Consider the following 21455-nt stretch of genomic DNA (forward strand, 5'->3'; position numbering starts at 1 on the left):
TATCGCTTATTTTTATAGCCAAATAATGGCTGCAATCAAAACCACCAACAGGAGAATAATCCACAACAAAATTTTATTGAGTTTAGCTTGAAAGACCCCTCGCTTCTGATTTTCAATGCGTCGGCTTTTCACAACTTCCCGATCAACTTCAATTTGCATGGTGTCCTGATTAAACTCTCCTTGCGGTGTAGCATAACCAAATCTTCCTTGATCAGTTCTAATTATCTTAGTTTCCTCATCATCCACGAGAGGAGGATCCGATATGACTTCACCACGGTTAGCCCGCTCGATAATTTCATCAGTTAATAAAGGTCTTCCCATAGGTTTTCCCCCTATCTTTGATTTTCCTGCATTTCCCAATATTGAAGAGCCATGATGGTCTTGGCATCGCAGATGTCACCGTTTTGCAGCAACTGATTTGCCTCCTCCAGACTGACTTCAAAAAGTTGCAAGGTTTCATCTTCGTCCTGAGGACGAGGATTCTCTACTTTTGTCAATTGGCTAGCTTTATATAGTTTGATCTTTTCATTGCAAAAACCAATAGCAGAATAAAAATCATAAACTAACTCTAGCTGACCAGTGTAACCAGTTTCTTCCTCTAATTCTCGCAGGGCAGCTGCATGCGGATCAGCATTTTCTCCCACTTCTAGCTTACCAGCTGGAATTTCATAAGAAGTTGCCTCAATGGCCTTGCGATACTGCTTAACGAGAATCAGCTTGTTTTCTGGAGTAAGGGCAATCACAGCCACTGCTCCATTATGAAAAATCAAATCCCGTTGAGCTTGGCCTTTCCCTTCTGGTAGCTCTACCTGGTCCTGAACCACTTTAAAAATCGGTCCCTGATAAATCTCCGTCCGTTGGACAGTCTTTTCTTCAAATTCCATGACTAAACCTACTTATTTTGAGGGTGATGAGGAAGACGCTTAGCATAATCTTCCTTATTGATCTGACGGCCACGTCCCAGAGCAATGGCATCTGCTGGTACGTCTTTGGTGATAGTGGAGCCCGCACCAACCAATGAGTTGTCACCCAGCTCAACTGGGGCAATAATGGTCGAGTTGGAACCAACAAAGACATTATCACCGATGATAGTCTTGTACTTCTTCTGGCCATCATAATTGACCGTAATCGTACCTGCACCAAAGTTGACATTAGCACCGACCTCAGAGTTTCCAATATAGGTCAAATGACCAGCCTTGGTATTTTCTCCAATTGACGATCCTTTAACTTCTACAAAGTTGCCAACATGGACATCCTTGGCCAGACTAGAACCTGGACGAATGTGAGCGTAAGGTCCGACCGTTACTCCGTCTGCAACACTTGACTCCTCAATCATAGAGTTGGTGATAATAGTCCGCTCTCCAATGACAGAGTCCACGATGTAGGTACCATTAGTCAGGATCGTCTCTGCCCCAATCTTGGTTTGACCTTTTAGGGTCACATTTGCTTCAACTTGAACTTCAGGCGCGATTTCCACATCCACATCGATATAGGTAGCATCTGGATTGACAAAGCTGACACCGTTGACCATATGCTGCTGGTTAATCCGGCGACGCATGACACTCTCAGCTGTAGCTAAAGCCACGCGGTCATTAACACCCAGACTTTCATCAAAGTCTTTGAGCGTATAAGCACCGACTTTTTCTCCATTTTCGCGGAAAATGCCAATAACATCCGTAATATAGTATTCCCCTTGAGCATTATTGGTATTGATATTTTTGAGGGCTTCAAAGAGACGGGCATTGTCAAAGACATAAGTCCCTGTATTGATCTCCTTGATTTGCTGCTCAAAATCAGAAGCATCTTTTTGTTCCACAATTTTCAAGACTTCTCCGTGCTGGTTGCGAACGATACGGCCGTAGCCAAAAGGATTGTCTGCTTCTGCTGTCAAAATGGTCGCAACATTCTTGTGGTTGATATGGAAGTCAATCAGGTTTTTCAAGCTTTCTCCTGTAATCAGGGGAGTGTCGCCAGCAATGACTAGCGTCTGACCAGTCAGATTTTCCAAAACAGGCTCAGCCATCATAACGGCGTGTCCCGTTCCCAGTTGCTCAGTCTGACGAACAAACTCAGTCTGACCTGCCAAAACTTGCTCCACCAGCTCGGCCTTGTGACCGATAACTGTCACAGTCTTTTCTGGATTAATGGCATTGACACTGCGGAAAACGTGCTCTAGCATAGAAATTCCTGCCACCTTGTGCAGTACCTTTGGTAAATCTGACTTCATACGAGTACCTTTACCCGCAGCCAAAATAATTGCATAATTTGTCATAAAACAACTCTTTTCTGTAAGATAGTACCATTATTATACCACTAAAAGAAAATTTTTAAAAATACTATGCGAATTCAAAATAAACTCTACTCTTCATTCAAGGGATAAACCTTGCGAAATTCTTCTAAGACGACACCCATTTCTTGGGAAAACTCCAAACCAGATTCCGCTAGACACTCTGTGAAGAATGCCTGATGGACCTGCTGCCAATATGCCAAGGATTTATCTCCTTCTCCTTCCTTAAAGGCATGATCAGCTGAAACCTCATTAAAAGGTAAAACAGAGACTTTGGTGATTTCAACGATACAAACAGCCTTTTCCTGACTGTCTAAAATGACATCAAAGCTTCCTGCCTGAGGCAAGGGCTCATTTTCAAGCTTATAGAGCTCATAGGCCGAAGACGTCGCTGTCTTCTCACCACATAGCACTAAGTCGGCAAGCTCATCTGCCGAAGCACCGAAAGCCCAGGCGTCAATCTCGTCGCCAATCTCTGGATTGATTTTCTTGTATGCCTGCCACATTTCTTTTGGAGTCATCACTTCTCCTGTCTTTCTAAAATGAAAATTATTGTTTATAAAAAATCTTCCTACAAAACTGTATCTTTATCAAAATCCATAAAGTCATCGTGCTCATAATAGTAAAGCAGAGCCTGTAAACACTCTTGATCAGTCGCTTCTGCTTTCTGCTCCATGACTGACAAGAGAACATCCGCAAAATCTTCACCGTAATAAATCAGCTCCAGCTCTCGCTCCCTTACTTGTATAGGGTAAACATCCCTATTATCCACCACTTGAGGATAATCAGCAAGCAAGTAGCTGTCCTGAAAATTCAGTTCTCCATTTTCCTTAGCATATAAACAGAAATCATCATCTAGCTCTTCCGATTTTACAGCCTCAACGATGTCTTTTAAGAAATAGGTTTGGTTTTTCTTCATTGGTCAAAAGTCCCTTTCCATTCATAAGCCGGATAAGCGCCTAGACACTGATAGCCCAAGCTTTCTGCGATCTTCTTGGAAGCTTCATTGTGCGCATCCCATAGAGGAAAGAGTGAGCGTTTTTGGGCTTCTAAAATCATCTTGGCACCTAGGATTTTGGCCAAGCCCTGCCTTTGGTAGGCCGGCTTGGTAGCAATTTCAATCTCAAGAGCTCTATGATAGACCAATCCTGTCGATACGCCAGCGATGATTTCCTTATCTGAATAGAGTAAAAAACCAAAGCCACCCGACGCTTGAAAATGGTCAAAATCAGAAAAATCACCCTGCAAATCCTGAGACCAGGCTTCCTCAGCCAAACGCTCATAACTATCCTTATCAATCGGACAAAGGTGGTAGTTTGCAGGTATCCTGCTCTGCCATTTCTCCAAAGCCTCTGTGTCAAAGGCAACCTTGTCCGCAAAAGCATAGCGAGTAAACTGCTGCAACTCACTCTGACTATCCAGAAACTCTTGCCAGCTGGGCTCCTCGGAGATAATGACCTTGTCAGCCAGGCTGTACTTTATGCTAAATTCCTGCCACAAATCCGAATCCACCTGACCAGCCGGAAAGATGAAATTTCCTAGTTGGTAAAGGCAGGATGTCTCAGGCGCGTTCATAAATAACTGACCTAGACCAGCATCCAAACCGTAAAGTACCATATTTTTGGTCCAGGTTTGGAAAAGGTTCTTAGGTTTTTTCATTGTTCGTATCCTTCATTCACTTACTTCAAACTCCAGCCGCCGTCGATTTTGATAATCTCGCCCTGCATAGCAGATGCCTTACCACTGGCTAGAAAGAGGCTGATGTCTGCCACTTCCTGAGGATCCAGCCAGCGCTTGATCGGCGTTTCCTCAGCAACCCAGTCTGCTAGTCCGCCTGGCTCAAAATCTGTGGCAGTCATGGCTGTCTTGACAGCGCCCGGGGCTAGGCCAAAGACTTGGATATTTTTATCCGCATAGTCTAAGGCTATCTGCTTGGTCAGGCCAGCCAGAGCATGCTTAGAGGCTGTATAGGCAACACCGCCGCCACCAGCCAGAAAGCTAGCAATCGAGCACATATTAATGATGATACCAGACTTTTTCTCCAGCATTTTCTGCAGGTAAAAGCGAGTGATTTTCATAGTCGCGGTCAGATTGAGCGCAAAAAGCTGCTCCCAGTCCTCGTCTCTTGTCTCGTGCAGGGGACGATAGTCATCCAAGACACCTGCTGTATTACAGAGGATATCCACCTCAGGCAAGCTGGTGAAGAGTGGCGTCAAATCCCCTGTCAAATCCAACTTGATAAAGCGTAGTTCATTGAGAAAGCCTGGATTTTCATCCTTGTCCACCCCATAAACCCGGTAGCCATTTTCCAAAAAGGTCAGAGCCTGAGCTCGGCCGATGCCTGAGCTAGCTCCCGTCACCAGTACTGTCTTAGTCATCTACTTCCACCCAATCAGTAGCGAGCACATCACAAGGAGTCGGACTCCACATGGAGAAGCCCTCCCCTTCGCCTGAAACATTGATGAGGAAATAAGGTGTCACTTCTAGAGCCACCCCATTCTGCTCAATCGTGTCAAAGAGCTGGACGTAGTTTTCTGCCCCGCCCCAGCCTGTACGCACATATTTTTTCTTGGCCTTAAGACCTGGTAAAATTTCTTCAAATGTCATGGTTTTCTCCTTTTATCTATTGATATTTACTTATAATTTATTACTGGGCATTAGTAGTGAGTTTAGCCGATGATGGCTCTTGTGTAGTTTAGTTCTCTGCTTAGGATATGAAATGTTGCTCAAGATTATACTCATTACTCTGACACCAACTTGCCATTATAATATTTTTGAATATCTTCGTAACTCGTGATTTTTGTATCCTGCCCTTCAGTACTCCACTTACCCGGCAAGTATAATCCATCATAAACAGATGCTCCTGTTTTCAAAAATTCTGTCTCAAGATTGATGAGATCCTTACTGTTTATAATAATCCCATTCTCCGAATTAATTACTTTATAAGCAAAACTATTCTTTTTAGAAAAAAGCGTGAAAGCTGACGAGTTTGAACGTTTTAAATTGATGCCCCCTTTATAATCTTCTGATTTCCAAAATCCATTATCAAAAGGTTCCACACCTGCTCTAAGAGCCTCTTTCGTATCCAACAAGAGATCTATTTTATTTTTCTCATTCAACTCTTGCTCTGTTTTTTCTGCATCTATTTTAAGGGTTTTTAGATTTAGTAAAAAATAACGATATTTTTTCTGTTCGGTTATTGAAAGTACAATATAGTCGTTGGCACCTATTCTTCTAAGGGTTGGTAAGGTCCCATGTAGCTCAATATTGTCATTTTTCAAATAGTTGACCATCAATTTCCAAACGTCAACTTCTTTTTTAGTAGCTTTTTTATTGGTTAAATCAAAGATATCTAGATAGGCGTATTCATCTGACTTCATTTTTTTACTAGCAGTCGCTCGTCTTAATTTTTGGCGCTCTCTAACAAGAAAATTTGGATTTACTCTAATCCAATCAGAGGAATTAATAGCTTTCGCCACCTTGTTATTTTCAAAATCCCACTCAACAATAATACCGTTTTTATCATTAATAAATTCAAAATTTTGAATATCTGCATTAGCATTATAAATTGTATATTGATATGATTCCTTTTTGTTACTTGACTTCTCATTTTTCTCTTGTGAAGAACAAGCTGAAATAAACAATATAAATATTAAACAAATGACAATTTTACAGATGTCTTTTAGAATTTTTATCATCTAGTGTACCCCTCCTGCTTAACAAATCATTTTTCTCATATTCAATCACCACGGTTTAAAACATCTTTATAATCAGAAAGTTCAATTTTATCTTATCTTGCTTCTGAAAGATGATCTAAGAATCGGCGTTTTTCTCCATCTCCACAAATAGATGAATATCGCCATTGCTTTCCTGCGGAATGCGCCTCACCACTTCAAAGCCCATGTTGAGATAAAGTTGCTGGGCTCGGTGATTGAAGTCGGCCACGGATAGACTTATGACTTGGGGTGCAAAATTTGCCATGATAAAGTCCAGAATTTCCTGCAGAAATCCAGCGCCCTGACCTTTTCCACAATGCTCTGGCTTCATCCCCAAACCAAGCTCCAAAGTTCGCTCTCCTTTCTGCTCCAAGCAGAAAAATCCATAGAGTTCTCCTTCTCTAAGAACTTGATAATAACGGTCTCCACGCGCTTCTGGGGAGACTATTTCTTCATAATCTTCCAAATCATTTTTCATATCATAAAAATCATAGGGCGCCTCGTAATGCCAGTCATTAGCAATTTCTAAAGCATGCTGCTGAGATAGTGGTTCAATCATCATCTACTCCTCTTTTCTCTAAAACTCCCAATAAAATCGTTTCTGGTCTGCTTTTTCGCTACAGCCAAGACTACGATAAAATTTATGGGCAAATGTGCGGGAAATACCTGAATTAATCCGAATCCCTGTGTAGCCTGCTGCTTTTCCCTCGTCACGCAAAGCTTGCATCAGCGCTCTGCCATGTCCCTGCCCTTGAAAATCCTGAGCGACGGCCAAAGCTAAGAGATTGAGCAAGGACGGGAAATAGAGACAGTCGTAGCTAGCCGCATGAGCGTAACCTATGACCTGTCCATCTTCTTCAACTACCAAAATCAAATGCTGGTCAGTCTCTAGGAGTCTCTTCAGTTGAGCCTCCGTCGATTCCCTATCAAAATCATATCCTAGACTCTCAGCATTAAGTCGCTGAATTGCTGCGGCGTCACTTAGTTTTACTTTACGAATCATTTGTCACCTCGTTTTACATTTTATTATATCAGAAAAGTAGCCTGCTCTGCTGTCTTCAGGTGGCGTTCTTCTTCCGATTTTCTTTAGACGAAAGATTCTGTTTGGAAAGCTTATGCTTTTTCATATCAATCTGATTTTTTTCTTAAAAAAGACAGAGCTACAAACAGCTCTGCCTAATATTTTCGCGATAAAAATTAATGATCTGCATAAATTTCAGAATGCTTATAGCCATATCCAAAATAAATCAAACTCCCCACCAGTAAAGCAATACCAAAAGCCTGCCAGGTTTCCTTAGTATACTGGGTCATGAAGGACAGGCAGATGATAATAGATAGAATTGGCAAGACCGGAACAAAAGGAGTCTTGAATTCACCTGCTTGGGGCATCCCTTTGTCTTTTCGTAATTTCAAAATGGCAAGAGCCAATAAAATTAGATAGGCCAAGGTACAGATATTGAGGAAAGATGCGATACTAGCCAAGGGGAAAATACCCGCACAAACAGCTGACGCAAGCCCCACCAAAATCGTTGCATTCTTTGGTACCCGACTGGTCTCTGTCAATTGTCTAAATGAACGAGGTAAGAGACCATCACGCGCAATACTGTAGATCATTCGAGACAGGGCAAAGGTCATGGAAATGCAAACGGTAATCAAGGTCAAAATCGCCACTACTGAGACATAGTTTGCCGCCCAGCCAAGTCCAACACTGCGAAGAGCAAAGGCTACTGCATCTGAAACATTTAGCTTAGTGTAGTGAACAATCCCTGTCAGAACCAAGGTCACCAAAATATAAAGAATGGTCACAATGGTCAAGGACAGGACAATCCCACGCGGAACATTCTTTTGAGGTTCCTTGATTTCGTCGACCGCCATAGAAATGGACTCAAAGCCTAGAAAGGCAAAGAACATGAGCGAAGCCCCAGCCATAATACCGACCTTCCCGCCATAAATCTCACCAAAACCAAAAGGGGCAAAGTTAGACCAATTTTCTGGCTTGATAAAAAAAAGACCTGCAATAACAAAAAGTGCCAGAGCTGAAAATTTCAGGACCACCAAGGCAGAGTTAAAGCGTAGAGCAGCTTTAGAATTTAATAAGACAACTGCGGTGACAAAAAGTAAAACCAAGATAGGCAAGAGATCTACATAAGTCCCCTCTTTAGGATTAAAGGTGCCATTTAAGGCCGTAGGGAGCTGGATGCCAAAGCCACTCAATAGCCCCTTTAAATAAGATCCCCAGCCAGAAGCAACACCTGAGATAGCAGTCATAAATTCCATAATAGTCAGCCAACCAGCAATCCATGCCGGAAACTCACCGAAGACAGCATAGATATAGCTATAAGCTCCACCATTTGCCGGAATGCGAGAAGCAAATTCAGCGTAAAAAAGAGCTGACATGCTCACACAAAGCGCTGAAATGATAATCGAAATAATCAAGGACGGACCAGCATAATTGGCTGCTCCAATCCCTGTGATGGTGAAAATCCCTGTTCCCACCATGGCTCCAATTCCTAATAAAATCAAATCGTGAATCTTTAGATGTCTTTTCATCCCAGTCCTAGACTTGCTGACATCTTTTTTACGAAAAATATCCATCATCATCTCCTCCAAAATATAGACGGTTCATTATATCACAAGTTTCCGTATTTAGAAATAGCAACATCACTTTTGACTTTGCTTCCATCCATAAAAATAGAAGTTGGGAAATTCCCAACTTCTTACATTGAAATGATTTTGCGATAGCTACGTGATGTAATCGCAAAGACAATAATATAGCTGATAAAGAAGATTGCACAGACTCCCAAGGTTACTGCTAACATTAAGCTTGCATTGAGTACTCCAAGAGCTGATAAGATGAGGCTTAGCATATGGTAAGCAAAGGCTAGATGGATAAAGGCAAAGGCCAAAGGTAGGAAGAAGACTATCAAGATCTGTCTACGAATGGTTTGCTTGATTTGTTTTTCATCTAAACCGACCTTTTGCAGGATCACAAAGCGATCCCGATCTTCATACCCTTCAGATATCTGCTTGTAATAGATGATGAGTACAGTTCCAAGCATAAAGACGACGGATAAGAAGATTCCGATAAAGAACATACCTCCCAGCATCCCCTTGATTTCTTGCTTATCAGAAGTCGATACTGATCCATAGACTGCATGATTTTCAGGCAGGGTTGTATTATAGGCACTGAGCTTTTCTTGATAGGCATCTCTCAATTTACTTTGCTGGTCTTTTGGCAGATCCAGATTCAGACCTCCGTAATAGTTACTATTGACAGCATATTTTCCCATCAAGCCAGCGAAGATCTTACTTGGATCTTTCACCACCATATAGATTTTTCCGGGAACAATCATATTCATCTGATCTGGTAAATGACCATAAATAAAGTCTTCTTTTAACACTTTCTTGATTTTCAAAGTTTGGTCAGCGATTGTCATCGTTTCTTGATCTTTCAGTTTCAAACCTTGTTGGAATATTGCCACTTCATTTTCTTCAAGATTAAGTGACTTTCCAGTCATGTCTTGATAAACTGCTTCAGAGACAGCCAAGATATAGATATTAGGTGCTACTGCTTTTTGAGTACTTGGGTATAAGTCCAGCTGATTGTCATTTAGACTTTTGACTCCCATAGTATAGTACTGATAGACAGCTTTTTTAGTCACTGATAAGTTCTGCTCTTGAGCAAACTCTGTCAAGACTTGATCTATTTGCTGACCATTCACACCCTTTCCTTGTAGGCTGATATCATGAGGGAACATGGCATTTTGCATATATTCTCCACCAGCATAGATATTAGCACCGCCAGACAAGGTCACCAGAACCATGGTTGACAAGATTGTAATTGTTGCCAGACCAACAGCATTTTTTTTCATTCGGAAGATCAGGTTGGACACCGAAATCATATTATTGGGCTGATAGTAGTAGTAAGTTTTTCTCTTTTGTAAGAAATGTAAAAATTTCGTGATTCCTGCATTGAAGAGAAGATACGTTCCTAAAATGACAAAGAGAACTGCAACAAAGAACACAAGGATTGCTGCTATTGGATTGGTTACTCCTGATGCTAAGTAATAACCATAAATAAGAGAGGCTAAACCTAAAATGGTTTGCAGTCCTAGGAAGCGACTTTTCTTTTCACCACTATTTTTTTCCTTGACGAGCTGGAGGGCATCTAATTTTCTCAAATACAAGCCATTTTTAATCATCAAGAAGAAAAATACAAAGCCATAGAAGAAAGTGACTAGGAATAGTACTAGAGGTTGAAAAGTTGAAGTCAAAACAACCTTCAGATCCATGATTTTCAGCAATAAAGCGTAAATCAACTGGTCAAACAAGAGACCTAGCCCCAGACCAATTATGAGTGTCACCAGCCCAAAGACTATCAACTCTATGATCATCATGATGAAGAGATGAAATCTATTCAGCCCCAGCATACTATAGAGCCCTAATTCTTTGGACCGATTTTTAATGACAAAACTATTGGCATAAAAAACAATAATAGATGTGGTAATACTAACAATAATTAATCCTAGAGCTAAGACCATGGAAACGGCACTCGCTCCAGCCATTTCTGCCAAATGGGGATTAAAGGTCAAAGAGAAAAAGATGTAGGAAATAGCTACTGCCAGACAGGTCGCGAGGGCAAAGGGATAATAGAGCTTGCGATTTTTCACAAGATTGGAAAGCGCAAGCTTACCGGTTAATCTAATCATGAGCACCCACCTCACTTGCCATGACAGTCAAAGTATCAGAAATCTCCTGGAACATCTGACGTTCTGTCTTATCTCCACGGAAAATCTGATTGTAAAGAATACCGTCCTTGATAAAGAGTACCCGCTTGGCTCTGCTAGCTGCTGATGTCGAGTGGGTCACCATGAGAATGGTCTGACCTCGGTCATTAATATCGTCAAAGACATCCAAAAGCGCAGCCGATGACTTGGAATCCAGTGCCCCTGTTGGCTCATCCGCTAATAAAATCTCTGGCTCCGTGATGATGGCCCGCGCCACCGCAACCCGTTGCTTCTGACCACCGGAAATCTCATAAGGAAACTTCTCTTGCAGCTTGTTAATACCTAATTCAGTACAAGTAGTGACTAGCTTTTGCATCATCTCGGTGACGGGACGTCGAGAAAGCACTAAAGGCAAGAGGATATTGTCCTTAACTGACAAGGTATCCAGCAAGTTAAAGTCCTGAAAGACAAAGCCTAGCTTTTCTCTGCGGAAGCTGGATGCTTGGCTATTTTTGATAGTCGCTGTATCTGTTCCGTTCAGAAAGACTTGCCCTTCTGTTGGCTTGTCCAGCATGGCTAAAATATTGAGGAGTGTTGACTTGCCTGAGCCAGACTCTCCCATGATAGCCACATAGTCACCCTCATCTACTGTAAAGTGAATATCCTTTAGCGCTTCTACTTGATTGCCCTGAAAACGGGTCTTATAAATCTTTTTTACGTGTTGTACATCTAATAAACTCATAACTTCTCCTTTAAAATCCTAAGTACATTTCTTGAGCCGCCTGATTGGCTTGGCATCCGAATTTCGTCCATTCAATTTCTTTTTGACTTGGCCGAATGGAAGGTTTATCTTTCTTATGACTTATTTTAAATAATTTCATTCTAAACACTTCTTTCTTTTGATAATCTTATTCTACCGAATTTGCACTCGGCTTTCCATAACCTAACCTTACAATCTTACTTCTAATCTTACATTTTTGTCATCTTTGATTTTTAATCGTATAAAGAGAAAGTTTTGATAAACTTTCTCTTTATAGAAGTTGGAACTGGATATTCCTTAATGACTATACTGCAACCAGAAGTAATATTGACTAGAGGCACAGCCTAAGCGAGTCTTCTCGATTTCTTCTTTAGAAATCTTTTGTGCTTTTAGAGGACGTTTGTCTTGGTTAAAAAGTTTAGTTTTCATAGTGGGCCTCCTTTATAACATTTGCTTTTATCAAGGGAAAGTATTCTTTCCCTTTCCTTTACACTTATAAGGATACTGCTTTTTTAAACTCGCTTCCATAACTTAACCTTTCATTTGGGCTTTTAAAGCTTACAATTTTGTCATCTTTCAACACAAGGAGTCAATGTGAACCTTATCTTGCTAGACTCAGCTTACTAGAAGTGCTGTAGTTACATAAAAAAGATCAGGGATAATTCCCTGATCTCTTCGTCTAGTTCAACGGATTGTCCTCTTACCTAATCATTAAATCTCAGTCTTCTTTTCTACGTTTCCTTGCAGCAAGACCAGCGCCTAAGCCCAAGAGAGCTAAGCCCGTGGTTATCGTAGCTTGATCTGACTGACTTCCTGTATTCGGTAAGTAACCTTTTTCAGTTGATTTGACTTTTTCTGCTTGAAGCTGCACTGCTTCAGATTTAGCTTTTTTATGATCTTCTTTCACAGCTTTGGTGCCTTGAACTTTTTCTTCTAGACTCTGATCTTTGCCTTGCCCAGAAGTTTGTGAATAAGCTTTATAAGTATCTTGTGACTTTGTTTTCTCTTCTGAAAGGGCTGTTCCCACTTCTAGAATCTGATCTTGTGTTTCTAATTTATTGTAGCTTTCTTTAAGAGTGCGTTTGCCATTTTCAAGCTCGACTAAGTTCACACGAATACCTTTACGACCTTCTTGGATAATACGCGTTTGACCAGCTGGAAGCATATGATTCTTACGCTCTTGCACTTGGAAATCAACCTCTTCTTCCTCTATCAGAAGCTCTGGTCTATATAGAACCAAATCTTTAATATCATCTTCTGGAAGAGCTGTTCCTTTCTTAGTACCGACAAGCAGGCCGCGATTGATTGGATCTTGAAGCACTTCTCGTAATTTTTCTGCTCGCTGACCATCTGGAGAAACTTCAGTAAAGATTCTTTCCTTACCATTTTGTCCTTCTTTTTCTACACGGCTTTCCCCAAGGTAGAGATTGGCATCTTCTTTTTCAATCGTCTGATAAGGAAGTTCTTTTTCTTCGACTTCTAGACGTGGAAGTTCTTCTTGAACTGCAGCTGCTACCTTACCAGCAGTAGTTTTTTCTTCCGTCAATTGAATACGGTATTCCTTAACCTGCTTACCATTCTCAGACAGAAGTCGAACCAAGACTGGCAAACGATTATCTCCACTATCTACAACAGTTGAAGCCACTTGGTCATTTTCTTCTACTGTCACTTTAGGACGTTGACCACTATAGGACACTTGATATTCCAAGCGTTCTGCAGAGAAGTTTGGAAGTTCTTTACCATCAAGTAAGATTTTTGATTTTGTACTTTCTTTAGGCAACTCACTTGGCGCCAAGAAAGTCATCTCAATTAAGGCAACTCCATTCTTATCTGCTTTTCTGTCCATTCTCCATCTCATAGCCTTGGATTTCACAGCACTAAAGGTTGCTGTCAATTCTGTACCAGCCTGGATATCTTGATTCATATTGTAAGGAACGGACTCCCAGTTATCAGGATTGTTAAACAAGTGGTTGGATTCATAAGCTCGATAGTTTGAATAATAGATTGGAACATCAAAGTCTGGGCCAACATAGCGCTCTAAGACTAGTTTAGACGGAGCATCTGTACCGCTATCAGCAAAGAAGTGCAGTTTGGCTTGATTGACTGTTCGTTCGACAATCTTACCGTTTTCTTTGAAGATAACACCTACCGAAACATCTGGATTAGCTGATGGTGTCGCTGACCAATTTGTCCAACGTCGGCTCTCATCAAGGTCCCCGTCGTTGATATAATCCACTCGATCATGAGAATCTGGATCAGCATCATTTGTCTCAGATGCAAAAGCCTGATTGCTATTTTCATCATAGTAAGGATTGTCTGATACAGATTTGCCTAACTTATCAGTCACTCGAACTCTTAGCTCGACAGGTAAGTCGCTTCCAACCAGACGACCATGAACAGTAAACTGCCCAGCTTTTGATAAGCTTTCAGCTGGAACAGGTTCCCATTCGACAGCCAAATCTTTCACTTCATAGTCTTTTTCCCCTGTAAAGTAAACAGGGACCTTGCTTGGTAACTCTAGATTTTGACCTAGTTGGAGCAGGCGAGCTTGTTTTGCTGTCGCTATTGGTTTACGTACCAATAGATCTTTATCATTTGTAAAGTGGATGCGATACTCACCTAGAATATCTCCATTTTCAGCCTTGACGATAACACGAACAGGATCTCCCTCGCGGACACTTGGTACGACAGTTGCCAGACCATTATTGCTGACACTTGCGGTTACTGCATCCGCCTTTCCATCCTTAGCTTCTAAATAGTAGTCTGTTAAGTCTGGATTAAAGTTTGGCAAATCTTGTCCCGCCACCTGTATTCTAGTCTGTGCTTGCTTAGCTGGAGCAACTTGTTTCGAGAAGATTTGAACTTCTGTGATAGAGGTTCCAAGTTTGTCATCTGCTCTCACCATACGAATACGAACAGCATAGGTATCTACCTTATCAAAGTTAAAGTGATTCATTTCACCTGCTTTTAGCTGATCTGGAGCTTTCAGATTGGTTACAGGTTTCCAATTGCTATCATCATTAAAGACATGTTCTTCGCTTTCTACAAAGCTAGGATTTTTTGGAGCAGTCGGCGTAGCTTTACCAACATAATATTCAATCACATAAGACTTAGGTGCCCCTACCCCATGATCTTCATGGAAGGCTACATTTAGATTGTCTACTGACCGTTTAGTCAAGATACCAGAATCTCCAAAGAGAACCCCTACCGAATCTTCTTCACGACGGTTCCAGTTAGTCCAACGGTTGGCTGGCTGATCCGTATAAGAGATCACTTTATCATTAACATTAGATACTAAATCGCTCGGGTTAGAATCTGAAGCAAAAGCAAGTGGCAATTCTGAACCTGTCCATTGATCAGAGATGTTAGCACCATTTTCTGTTTGAGCTGATACTCGTACATGAAGCTTGGTTGGTAAAGCACTTCCTTCCACCTGTCCTGACACAGTAAAGACACCTTCTTTTTGATATTGACTAGGTGCAATAGGCTCCCAAGTAACTTTTGCTGACGAAACCTGACCATTTGAGTGGTAAGTCCGTACACTCTCTGGCAAGTGTGGAGCTTCTGCAATCGGTGTCGTAACACTGACTTCTTCGACTGCAATGATCCCTTCAACGGAGACTTTAGCAATGGCTTTTTGATCAATACCTTCGACCTTTCCTACTACTTCAAAAGTATGGTAGCGATCAAGTTCCTCCTTAGCCACTGCTTGCCAAGTAACTTTATGAACTTTAGGGAATCCTTTGTCGTACTCAACAGTAACAGTGGTTGGAAGATTTGGTTCTTGATGCAAATCAGTTACCACACTAACAGGACGAACGGATTGAACCGTTTTATTTTCTGTATTAGCCTGAATCGTCAAGTTTACTTGTCCTTCTGCTCCCTCGTATTCAGCTTTGAGTGTGACAATTCCAGGCTTGTGTAATTCAAGCATTCCTTTACGAACAGCCAGCTCTCCCTCTCCTGTTGTAGAGAAAGCAACCTTATCAGCCTGTAAGACCGCCTGAGTACCGTCTTGATAGTGGGCCAAAACAGTTAATTGAACAGTCTGATCCTCTTTTAGATGATTCGTTTGCTCAACTTGTAAGCTCAAACGTTCAATTTTAGGAGCTTCTTCTAAGAACTGAACAGCATAGGTCTGTAGGGCACCGCCATCCTTAGGTTGAACATAAATGCTGGCCCGCAACCCATTTGCAACACTAGCCTGAACAACCGTGACATCTGCATTTTCAGCAGTAGCTGCTACCAAAGGAAGTTGAGATCCGTAGGCCAGGCTATGGTAATGAACTGGTTTCTGACTAGTTAGTCCTGCTACAGAATCACCGTCAAGAGTTACAGCTGGATTCACAGGTGCTTCTGCTTCACTATCTGTCACCAGTAAGGTTGCTGAAACCTTTGTACCTGCAAGTTGCCCAGTCATTTGAATGCGGGAACCTGGGACAGAAAGTTTTTCCTTATCTTCTGGCGCAATTTCCCATTTATCCACATCATAATGTTCAAGACTCCCATCAGTTAAGGCAAGAGCAACTGACTTATCTACAGCACTCAAATCTGTCCCTGGTGCCACTCGTTTGATAACTGGTAACTCTCTTTCAACGGCTAGAACTTCAACACGCGCTTCTACCTGACGGCCATCTGACTCTCCTTTGACAGTTACAATGCCTGAATGACTAACATCTGCTTGTGACCAAGTCACAGGCTGTTCAGTCCGACTTCCGTCACTGTAAACAAAAGGAACTGTCGCTGGCAAGTTTGGAGCTTGTCCCAAAACTGTACGAACTTTTGGCACTTCCGTCCCTAACACTGTCTTTTCTTTCTGATCATTCTTTCCAGTGAAAATAGTCACCTGGTCCGATTTTAATAAATCAGAATGAGCCGTTAAGGTGAATTTCCCTGCCTGGTCTGTTGATTTGACAATGGCAACCCCTTTACCATTAAAGGCTTTGCGAATCCAAGAGCCGTCTGCTTGTTCCTTGTAACGTTCACGGCTAGCCTGCTCGCCATTATCTACTCCGACAAGCTGACCTTGTCCATGCAATTGGAAACGAACGAGGTTATTGGCAGTTGGCACGACATTGCCATCACGGTCTACGATTTCATAGTAGATATAGGTCAAATCTTTTCCATCTGCTGCAATAGCATGCTCTTCCTTAACCAAGCGCACACCTGCAGGTTGACCTGCTGTTACAATCTTATCTCGGGCAATTTCTTTACCTTGATCATCACGAGCTACTGCTTCCAAAGTCCCTGGCTGATAAGCTACTTTCCACTCAAGGTAGAGTTCTTGAGGATTAGCCCCCTCTTGATAGCTTCGGCCGTCACTTGTCTCTTTTTTGTTAAATTTCTTGAGTCCCAAAGATTGGTTGTTCAAGAATAATTCAACACTAGCAGCATTGGAGTATGCACGGACTGGTATTTTATTTTCAGCATCTGCAACATTGTCTGCTAATTTCTGGTCCTCCCAATTCCAGTGAGGAAGCAGGTGAACCATTGGTTTTTTCTTAGCAGAAACCCACTGACTTTGGTAAAGGTAATAGTCGTTTTTAGGAATCCCAGCTGTATCCACTATTCCGAAATAAGAACTCTTTACAGGAGTGCTGTTTTGGTTGTGCCAAGGAGTTGGTTCACCGATATAATCTGTTCCAGTCCAGATAAATTGTCCTGCGTAACCAGCATTATCTCGGTCAAAAGTCCAAGAAGCTGTTGCCGTTTTACCCCAGCCAACTCGGTCATTTCCATAGTCCGATTGTTCATAGTTTCGCCAAGACTGATTGCTTCCAACCCATTCTTGCTCTGGATGGAAATAGCTACCACGTGTACGAGTCGCAGAAGACGTTTCAGAACCATAAATCAACCAATTTGGATGTTTGGCACGCAAGGCTTTGTAATTATCTTCTGAATAGTTAAAACCAACTGCATCTAGCTCATCAGCGATTTTTTCGTGGCCACCACTACCATCACCAAAGCGGAATTTGTCTGCCCCCATCGTGACATAGCGGGTTTTATCAACTGACTTAATAACCTTGACCAGACGTTTAACAGTCGCTAAAGAATGAGCATCTCCATTAGCCTCACCGATTTCATTTCCGATAGACCACATGACGATGGCAGGATTATTTTTACCTCTTTCTACCATTGTCCGCAAGTCATAATCAGACCATTTTTCACCCTTTTTGGCCTCTGGGTGAGTGGCGTCTTTTTCAAAGAAACGACCGTAATCGTATGGTTTCTTGCCTCCATACCAGGTATCAAAAGCCTCTTCTTGGACTAGCAATCCTAACTCTGCCGCAATCTGCAAAGTCTGTTCACTAGCAGGATTATGGGTCGTACGAATCGAATTAACCCCCATTTCCTTCATTTGCTTGAGACGACGGTACTCAGCCTTATAGTTTTCTTCTGCTCCTAGGGCTCCGTGATCATGGTGCAAGGAAACCCCGTGAAATTTGATTCTCTGACCATTCAAAGAGAAACCTTCATTAGGAGTCCAGTTATAATAGCGATAGCCAAACAAGTCTTTCTTAGCGTCAACAAGCTGACCATCACGATAAATCCGTGTCACTAGCTCATATAAGGCAGGCTTATCATTCAGCACAGTCCACAGTTCTGGTCTTTCAACTTGTAGACTTGTCTGAATTGTACTAGTCTCATGAGCTTTCAGTCTTTGACTGGCAGTACGAACCACTTCTGTTACTGCTTCACCGCCTCGTCTCACAATTTGATATTCAGCTGTGATTTCATGATCTTTATCATCAGTATTAGCAATCTTACTGCTGACAAGGGTGTCTACCTTTCCATCTTTTTGACTTTCTAACTGAGGAGTCAAGATAGTTGTTCCATTCTTTTGGACATGAACCTTATCTCTAATAAGAAGAGAAACATCACGGTAGATTCCGCTTCCTGAATACCAACGACTACTTGGTTGCTTGTTAATCACATGAACAGCAATGATATTTTCCCGGCCATCTTTGTGAAGATAGTTTGTAATATCGTATGAAAATTGATTATAGCCATTTGGATAATGACCGACCAGCTGGCCATTCACATAGACTTGCGAATCCATATAGACCCCATCAAAGGTCAGGCGAACATTTTTATCTAAATCTTTTTCATCTAATTTAAGGGGCTTGCGATACCAAGCATCTCCACCATTAAGCTGCCCACCTTCATTTTGTGCAGGAGAGTCATGATCAAAGTCAAAGTGGATACTCCAGTCATGAGGTAAGTCTAATTTTTTCCATGAAGTCACGTCAGCTTCTTCTTTTACTGCTTCCTTAGCATTAGCGTTTAATTTAAAGTGCCAGTTCTGATTAAAATTGACCTTTCTATCCTCAATCATTTGACTCACTTCCTCCTCAGTAGCAGATTTCACCTTATCCTTTTCTGATCCTTCTTGGGCAGAGGACTCGCTTATTTCTTTCGCTTCATTTTTTACTGATTCAGAAAACTCTTTTTCTTCCTTAGGACTAGGTGAATTCTCTTCTGTTTTCTCTGGGAAAGTTTCCTGTGTTGAAAGAGCTGTACTAGCATCTGCAGCCTCAGACGATTCACTAGTGGCAACTGCCTTATCAGAGTGCTCTTCCACAATCTTTCCTTCTTCTTTGACGCTTTCAGCACTAGCGTTAACGGCCACTTCTTCCGCATAAACAGGGTTTCCTGCAGAAAGACTAGCTCCAAACAAAACTACACAAGTTCCAATAAGCACTGAGCATGCACCAACAGTAAATTTTCGGATGCTATAGACTCTTTTACGATTCCAATATCCTTTTTCCATAAGGTCCTCCACCAAGTAACCGCTTCCATTTTTATAGAAGCAAGCTATTCCTATAGTTTTCTTCACCTTATTTTATAAAACAAGTTGCATAATCTCAATACAAATGAAGCCGTTTTCATATTTATGAGTGATTTTTCTAAAATTAGGAGAATCATAGAATTTTCTTCAGTTATCAGTCATCCCCATCTGTTCAGTTCTGTCACTTATTTCTGATAAAAAGTAAAAAACATAAAAAAACAAGCGTCAATTTTCATTGACACTTGTTTCTTGTTTTAGTTTTTAAAACGAGTCCCGTAATAAACTCCCCATCCAACAATCATAGTTAAACCAAGGGCAAGAAGTGTAAAGCTAAGCTCTGTACCTGTTAATGGTAAAGTTTTCTTAGTCTTATCTTTTTCTTGTGGTTTTTCTGAATCTTTTGGATTTGTCTTACCAGGATCTTTAGGATTTTTCTTATCCGGATCCTTTGGTTTTCCATTGCCTGGATCTTTAGGATCTTTATTGCCTGGCTTATCAGGTTTATTTGGTTTGTTTGGTTTGTTTGGTTTATTTGGGACACTTGGAATTGTTGGAATACTTTGGTCTGTTACTACTAACTTCCCATCCTTGTACTCTACTGTGTTTCCATTAGCGTTCAAAATTGTTATCGTTCCGTCGAAGTTCACTTGGAAAGTGATGTCTTTAACAGCTAGGTAACCAGCTGGGGCTGTCGCTTCATGGAAAGTATATACTCCAGGAGCTAATTCTAAATCATGTGATTTGTTTACTTCTGAAGTCCATTCTGCTACAGGATTACCAGTTGCCTCGTTGCCTCGGAAAATTTGAATTTGTGCACTACCAATTTCAGTACCGTATTGGTTGATCTTACTGAAAGTTACCTTACGTGGAAGGTCATCGTCTTTATCAGTTACAGTTACTTTGGAACCATCGATTATGACCTTGTTTTCTTCACCCTTAGAGTCTTTTTCGCCAACGTTTGTCACTTCCACTGTACCGTCATGTTTGACTTGGAAAGTGATGTCAGTCACCTTGAGGTAACCTGTTGGAGCTGCTTCCTCATGGAAGGTGTAAGTACCTGGTGCCAAGTTCAATTCTTTAGACTTACCAGCTTCTGAAGTCCAGCTTTCTACAGCTTGGCCTTCTGCCTTATCGCCTTTGAAGATCTTGATCTGAGCTCCCGCGATTTCTTCTCCACCAAGGCTAACCTTGCTGAAGGTAATCTTACGTGGAAGATCATCATCTTTATCGGTTACAGTTACTTTAGAACCATCGGTTACGACCTTGTTGTCTTCACCCTTAGAGTCTTTTTCGCCAACGTTTGTCACTTCCACTGTACCGTCATGTTTGACTTGGAAAGTGATGTCAGTCACCTTGAGGTAACCTGTTGGAGCTGCTTCCTCATGGAAGGTGTAAGTACCTGGAGCCAAGTTGAGATCTTTAGACTTACCAGCTTCAGATGTCCAGTTTTCTACTGCATCTCCTTCAGCTTTCTCGCCCTTGTAGATCTTAATTTGAGCACCTGCGATTTCTTCTCCACCAAGGCTAACCTTACTGAAAGTTACCTTACGTGGAAGATCATCGTCTTTGTCTGTTACAGTCACACTTGAGCCGTTAGTTACGACTTTGTTGTCTTCACCCTTAGAGTCTTTTTCTCCAACATTCGTCACTTCCACTGTGCCGTCATGTTTGACTTGGAAAGTGATATCGGTCAATTTGAGGTAACCGGTTGGGGCAGCTTCCTCATGGAAAGTGTATGTACCTGGTGCCAAATTCAGTTCTTTAGACTTACCAGCTTCAGTTGTCCAGTTTTCTACTGCATCTCCTTCAGCTTTCTCGCCCTTGTAGATCTTAATTTGAGCACCTGCGATTTCTGTACCACCAAGGTTAACTTTACTGAAAGTAATGGCTTTTGGACTGTCATCGTCTTTATCCGTTACTGTAACAGTTGAGCCGTTGGTTACGACCTTGTTGTCTTCACCCTTAGAGTCTTTTTCTCCAACATTCGTCACTTCCACTGTACCGTCAGTTTTGACTTGGAAAGTGATGTCAGTCACCTTGAGGTAACCTGTTGGAGCTGCTTCCTCATGGAAGGTGTAAGTACCTGGTGCCAAGTTCAATTCTTTAGACTTACCAGCTTCAGATGTCCAGCTTTCTACTGCTTGGCCTTCTGCCTTGTCGCCCTTGTAGATCTTGA

The 21455-nt window shown here is 41.7% G+C and carries 18 protein-coding genes; all 18 read right to left on the reverse strand.

All coding sequences use genetic code 11. The annotated features are described in order from the left end of the window. Window positions 1–12 precede the first annotated feature (12 nt). On the reverse strand, window positions 13–321 hold the full coding sequence (macP, locus tag PCY06_RS02860; protein ID WP_020992595.1) for a cell wall synthase accessory phosphoprotein MacP: 309 nt from the start codon (window positions 319–321) through the stop codon (window positions 13–15). Window positions 322–332: 11 nt separating this feature from the next. Beyond that, window positions 333–884: an NUDIX hydrolase gene (locus PCY06_RS02865; RefSeq protein ID WP_082307515.1), complete on the reverse strand. Its 552-nt coding sequence runs from the start codon at window positions 882–884 to the stop codon at window positions 333–335. A gap of 8 nt (window positions 885–892) precedes the next feature. Next, complete coding sequence (gene glmU / locus PCY06_RS02870) at window positions 893–2272, reverse strand: bifunctional UDP-N-acetylglucosamine diphosphorylase/glucosamine-1-phosphate N-acetyltransferase GlmU (RefSeq protein WP_082307514.1); 1380 nt, start codon at window positions 2270–2272, stop codon at window positions 893–895. An 86-nt stretch (window positions 2273–2358) separates the two neighbouring features. Next, the gene (locus PCY06_RS02875; protein ID WP_061601324.1) at window positions 2359–2808 is read right to left on the reverse strand and encodes an ASCH domain-containing protein; all 450 of its coding nucleotides are present in this window, start codon (window positions 2806–2808) and stop codon (window positions 2359–2361) included. 50 nt (window positions 2809–2858) lie between these two features. After that, complete coding sequence (locus PCY06_RS02880; protein ID WP_082307513.1) at window positions 2859–3206, reverse strand: hypothetical protein; 348 nt, start codon at window positions 3204–3206, stop codon at window positions 2859–2861. Continuing rightward, window positions 3203–3946 carry a GNAT family N-acetyltransferase gene (locus PCY06_RS02885; RefSeq protein WP_082307512.1) on the reverse strand — a complete coding sequence of 248 codons (744 nt, stop codon included), beginning with the start codon at window positions 3944–3946 and terminating at the stop codon, window positions 3203–3205. Before PCY06_RS02885 ends, PCY06_RS02880 begins: the two co-directional genes overlap by 4 nt. Before the next feature lie 20 nt (window positions 3947–3966). Then, complete coding sequence (locus PCY06_RS02890; RefSeq protein WP_082307511.1) at window positions 3967–4665, reverse strand: 3-oxoacyl-ACP reductase; 699 nt, start codon at window positions 4663–4665, stop codon at window positions 3967–3969. Further along, window positions 4658–4894: a DUF2829 domain-containing protein gene (locus PCY06_RS02895; protein ID WP_002899859.1), complete on the reverse strand. Its 237-nt coding sequence runs from the start codon at window positions 4892–4894 to the stop codon at window positions 4658–4660. The genes PCY06_RS02890 and PCY06_RS02895 overlap by 8 nt, the downstream gene beginning before the upstream one ends. A gap of 134 nt (window positions 4895–5028) precedes the next feature. Then, window positions 5029–5985, reverse strand: a complete 957-nt coding sequence (locus PCY06_RS02900; RefSeq protein WP_082307510.1) for a hypothetical protein — start codon at window positions 5983–5985, stop codon at window positions 5029–5031. Window positions 5986–6100: 115 nt separating this feature from the next. Next, the gene (locus PCY06_RS02905) at window positions 6101–6565 is read right to left on the reverse strand and encodes a GNAT family N-acetyltransferase (protein WP_082307509.1); all 465 of its coding nucleotides are present in this window, start codon (window positions 6563–6565) and stop codon (window positions 6101–6103) included. Between the two features lie 15 nt (window positions 6566–6580). Next, entirely contained in the window at window positions 6581–7006 is a 426-nt protein-coding gene (locus PCY06_RS02910; RefSeq protein ID WP_082307508.1) for a GNAT family N-acetyltransferase, read from the reverse strand. A gap of 194 nt (window positions 7007–7200) precedes the next feature. Next, entirely contained in the window at window positions 7201–8598 is a 1398-nt protein-coding gene (locus PCY06_RS02915; RefSeq protein ID WP_082307507.1) for an amino acid permease, read from the reverse strand. A 122-nt stretch (window positions 8599–8720) separates the two neighbouring features. Continuing rightward, window positions 8721–10712: an ABC transporter permease gene (locus PCY06_RS02920; RefSeq protein WP_105165129.1), complete on the reverse strand. Its 1992-nt coding sequence runs from the start codon at window positions 10710–10712 to the stop codon at window positions 8721–8723. Beyond that, window positions 10705–11472: an ABC transporter ATP-binding protein gene (locus PCY06_RS02925; RefSeq protein ID WP_060970654.1), complete on the reverse strand. Its 768-nt coding sequence runs from the start codon at window positions 11470–11472 to the stop codon at window positions 10705–10707. Before PCY06_RS02925 ends, PCY06_RS02920 begins: the two co-directional genes overlap by 8 nt. A 10-nt stretch (window positions 11473–11482) precedes the next feature. Further along, on the reverse strand, window positions 11483–11611 hold the full coding sequence (locus tag PCY06_RS02930; RefSeq protein ID WP_260468547.1) for a hypothetical protein: 129 nt from the start codon (window positions 11609–11611) through the stop codon (window positions 11483–11485). Window positions 11612–11787: 176 nt separating this feature from the next. Beyond that, window positions 11788–11919, reverse strand: coding sequence for a hypothetical protein (locus PCY06_RS02935; protein WP_008809422.1), 132 nt, complete (start codon window positions 11917–11919; stop codon window positions 11788–11790). A gap of 289 nt (window positions 11920–12208) precedes the next feature. Beyond that, window positions 12209–19261 carry an LPXTG-anchored adhesin/beta-galactosidase BgaA gene (bgaA, locus tag PCY06_RS02940; RefSeq protein ID WP_082307506.1) on the reverse strand — a complete coding sequence of 2351 codons (7053 nt, stop codon included), beginning with the start codon at window positions 19259–19261 and terminating at the stop codon, window positions 12209–12211. A gap of 272 nt (window positions 19262–19533) precedes the next feature. Beyond that, on the reverse strand, window positions 19534–21455 hold a 1922-nt coding region (locus PCY06_RS02945; RefSeq protein WP_301387058.1), incomplete at its 5' end, for a SpaA isopeptide-forming pilin-related protein.

The sequence above is a fragment of the Streptococcus sp. SG1 genome (genome assembly GCF_030439935.1).
GTDB classification, from domain to species: Bacteria; Bacillota; Bacilli; order Lactobacillales; family Streptococcaceae; genus Streptococcus; species Streptococcus gordonii.

Bases quoted from the DNA above. Each gene is read 5' to 3' on its own strand.
- macP (WP_020992595.1), bottom strand. From the start codon at position 321: ATGGGAAGACCTTTATTAACTGATGAAATTATCGAGCGGGCTAACCGT.
- PCY06_RS02865 (WP_082307515.1), bottom strand. From the start codon at position 884: ATGGAATTTGAAGAAAAGACTGTCCAACGGACGGAGATTTATCAGGGA.
- glmU (WP_082307514.1), bottom strand. From the start codon at position 2,272: ATGACAAATTATGCAATTATTTTGGCTGCGGGTAAAGGTACTCGTATG.
- PCY06_RS02875 (WP_061601324.1), bottom strand. From the start codon at position 2,808: ATGACTCCAAAAGAAATGTGGCAGGCATACAAGAAAATCAATCCAGAG.
- PCY06_RS02880 (WP_082307513.1), bottom strand. From the start codon at position 3,206: ATGAAGAAAAACCAAACCTATTTCTTAAAAGACATCGTTGAGGCTGTA.
- PCY06_RS02885 (WP_082307512.1), bottom strand. From the start codon at position 3,946: ATGAAAAAACCTAAGAACCTTTTCCAAACCTGGACCAAAAATATGGTA.
- PCY06_RS02890 (WP_082307511.1), bottom strand. From the start codon at position 4,665: ATGACTAAGACAGTACTGGTGACGGGAGCTAGCTCAGGCATCGGCCGA.
- PCY06_RS02895 (WP_002899859.1), bottom strand. From the start codon at position 4,894: ATGACATTTGAAGAAATTTTACCAGGTCTTAAGGCCAAGAAAAAATAT.
- PCY06_RS02900 (WP_082307510.1), bottom strand. From the start codon at position 5,985: ATGATAAAAATTCTAAAAGACATCTGTAAAATTGTCATTTGTTTAATA.
- PCY06_RS02905 (WP_082307509.1), bottom strand. From the start codon at position 6,565: ATGATGATTGAACCACTATCTCAGCAGCATGCTTTAGAAATTGCTAAT.
- PCY06_RS02910 (WP_082307508.1), bottom strand. From the start codon at position 7,006: ATGATTCGTAAAGTAAAACTAAGTGACGCCGCAGCAATTCAGCGACTT.
- PCY06_RS02915 (WP_082307507.1), bottom strand. From the start codon at position 8,598: ATGGATATTTTTCGTAAAAAAGATGTCAGCAAGTCTAGGACTGGGATG.
- PCY06_RS02920 (WP_105165129.1), bottom strand. From the start codon at position 10,712: ATGATTAGATTAACCGGTAAGCTTGCGCTTTCCAATCTTGTGAAAAAT.
- PCY06_RS02925 (WP_060970654.1), bottom strand. From the start codon at position 11,472: ATGAGTTTATTAGATGTACAACACGTAAAAAAGATTTATAAGACCCGT.
- PCY06_RS02930 (WP_260468547.1), bottom strand. From the start codon at position 11,611: ATGAAATTATTTAAAATAAGTCATAAGAAAGATAAACCTTCCATTCGG.
- PCY06_RS02935 (WP_008809422.1), bottom strand. From the start codon at position 11,919: ATGAAAACTAAACTTTTTAACCAAGACAAACGTCCTCTAAAAGCACAA.
- bgaA (WP_082307506.1), bottom strand. From the start codon at position 19,261: ATGGAAAAAGGATATTGGAATCGTAAAAGAGTCTATAGCATCCGAAAA.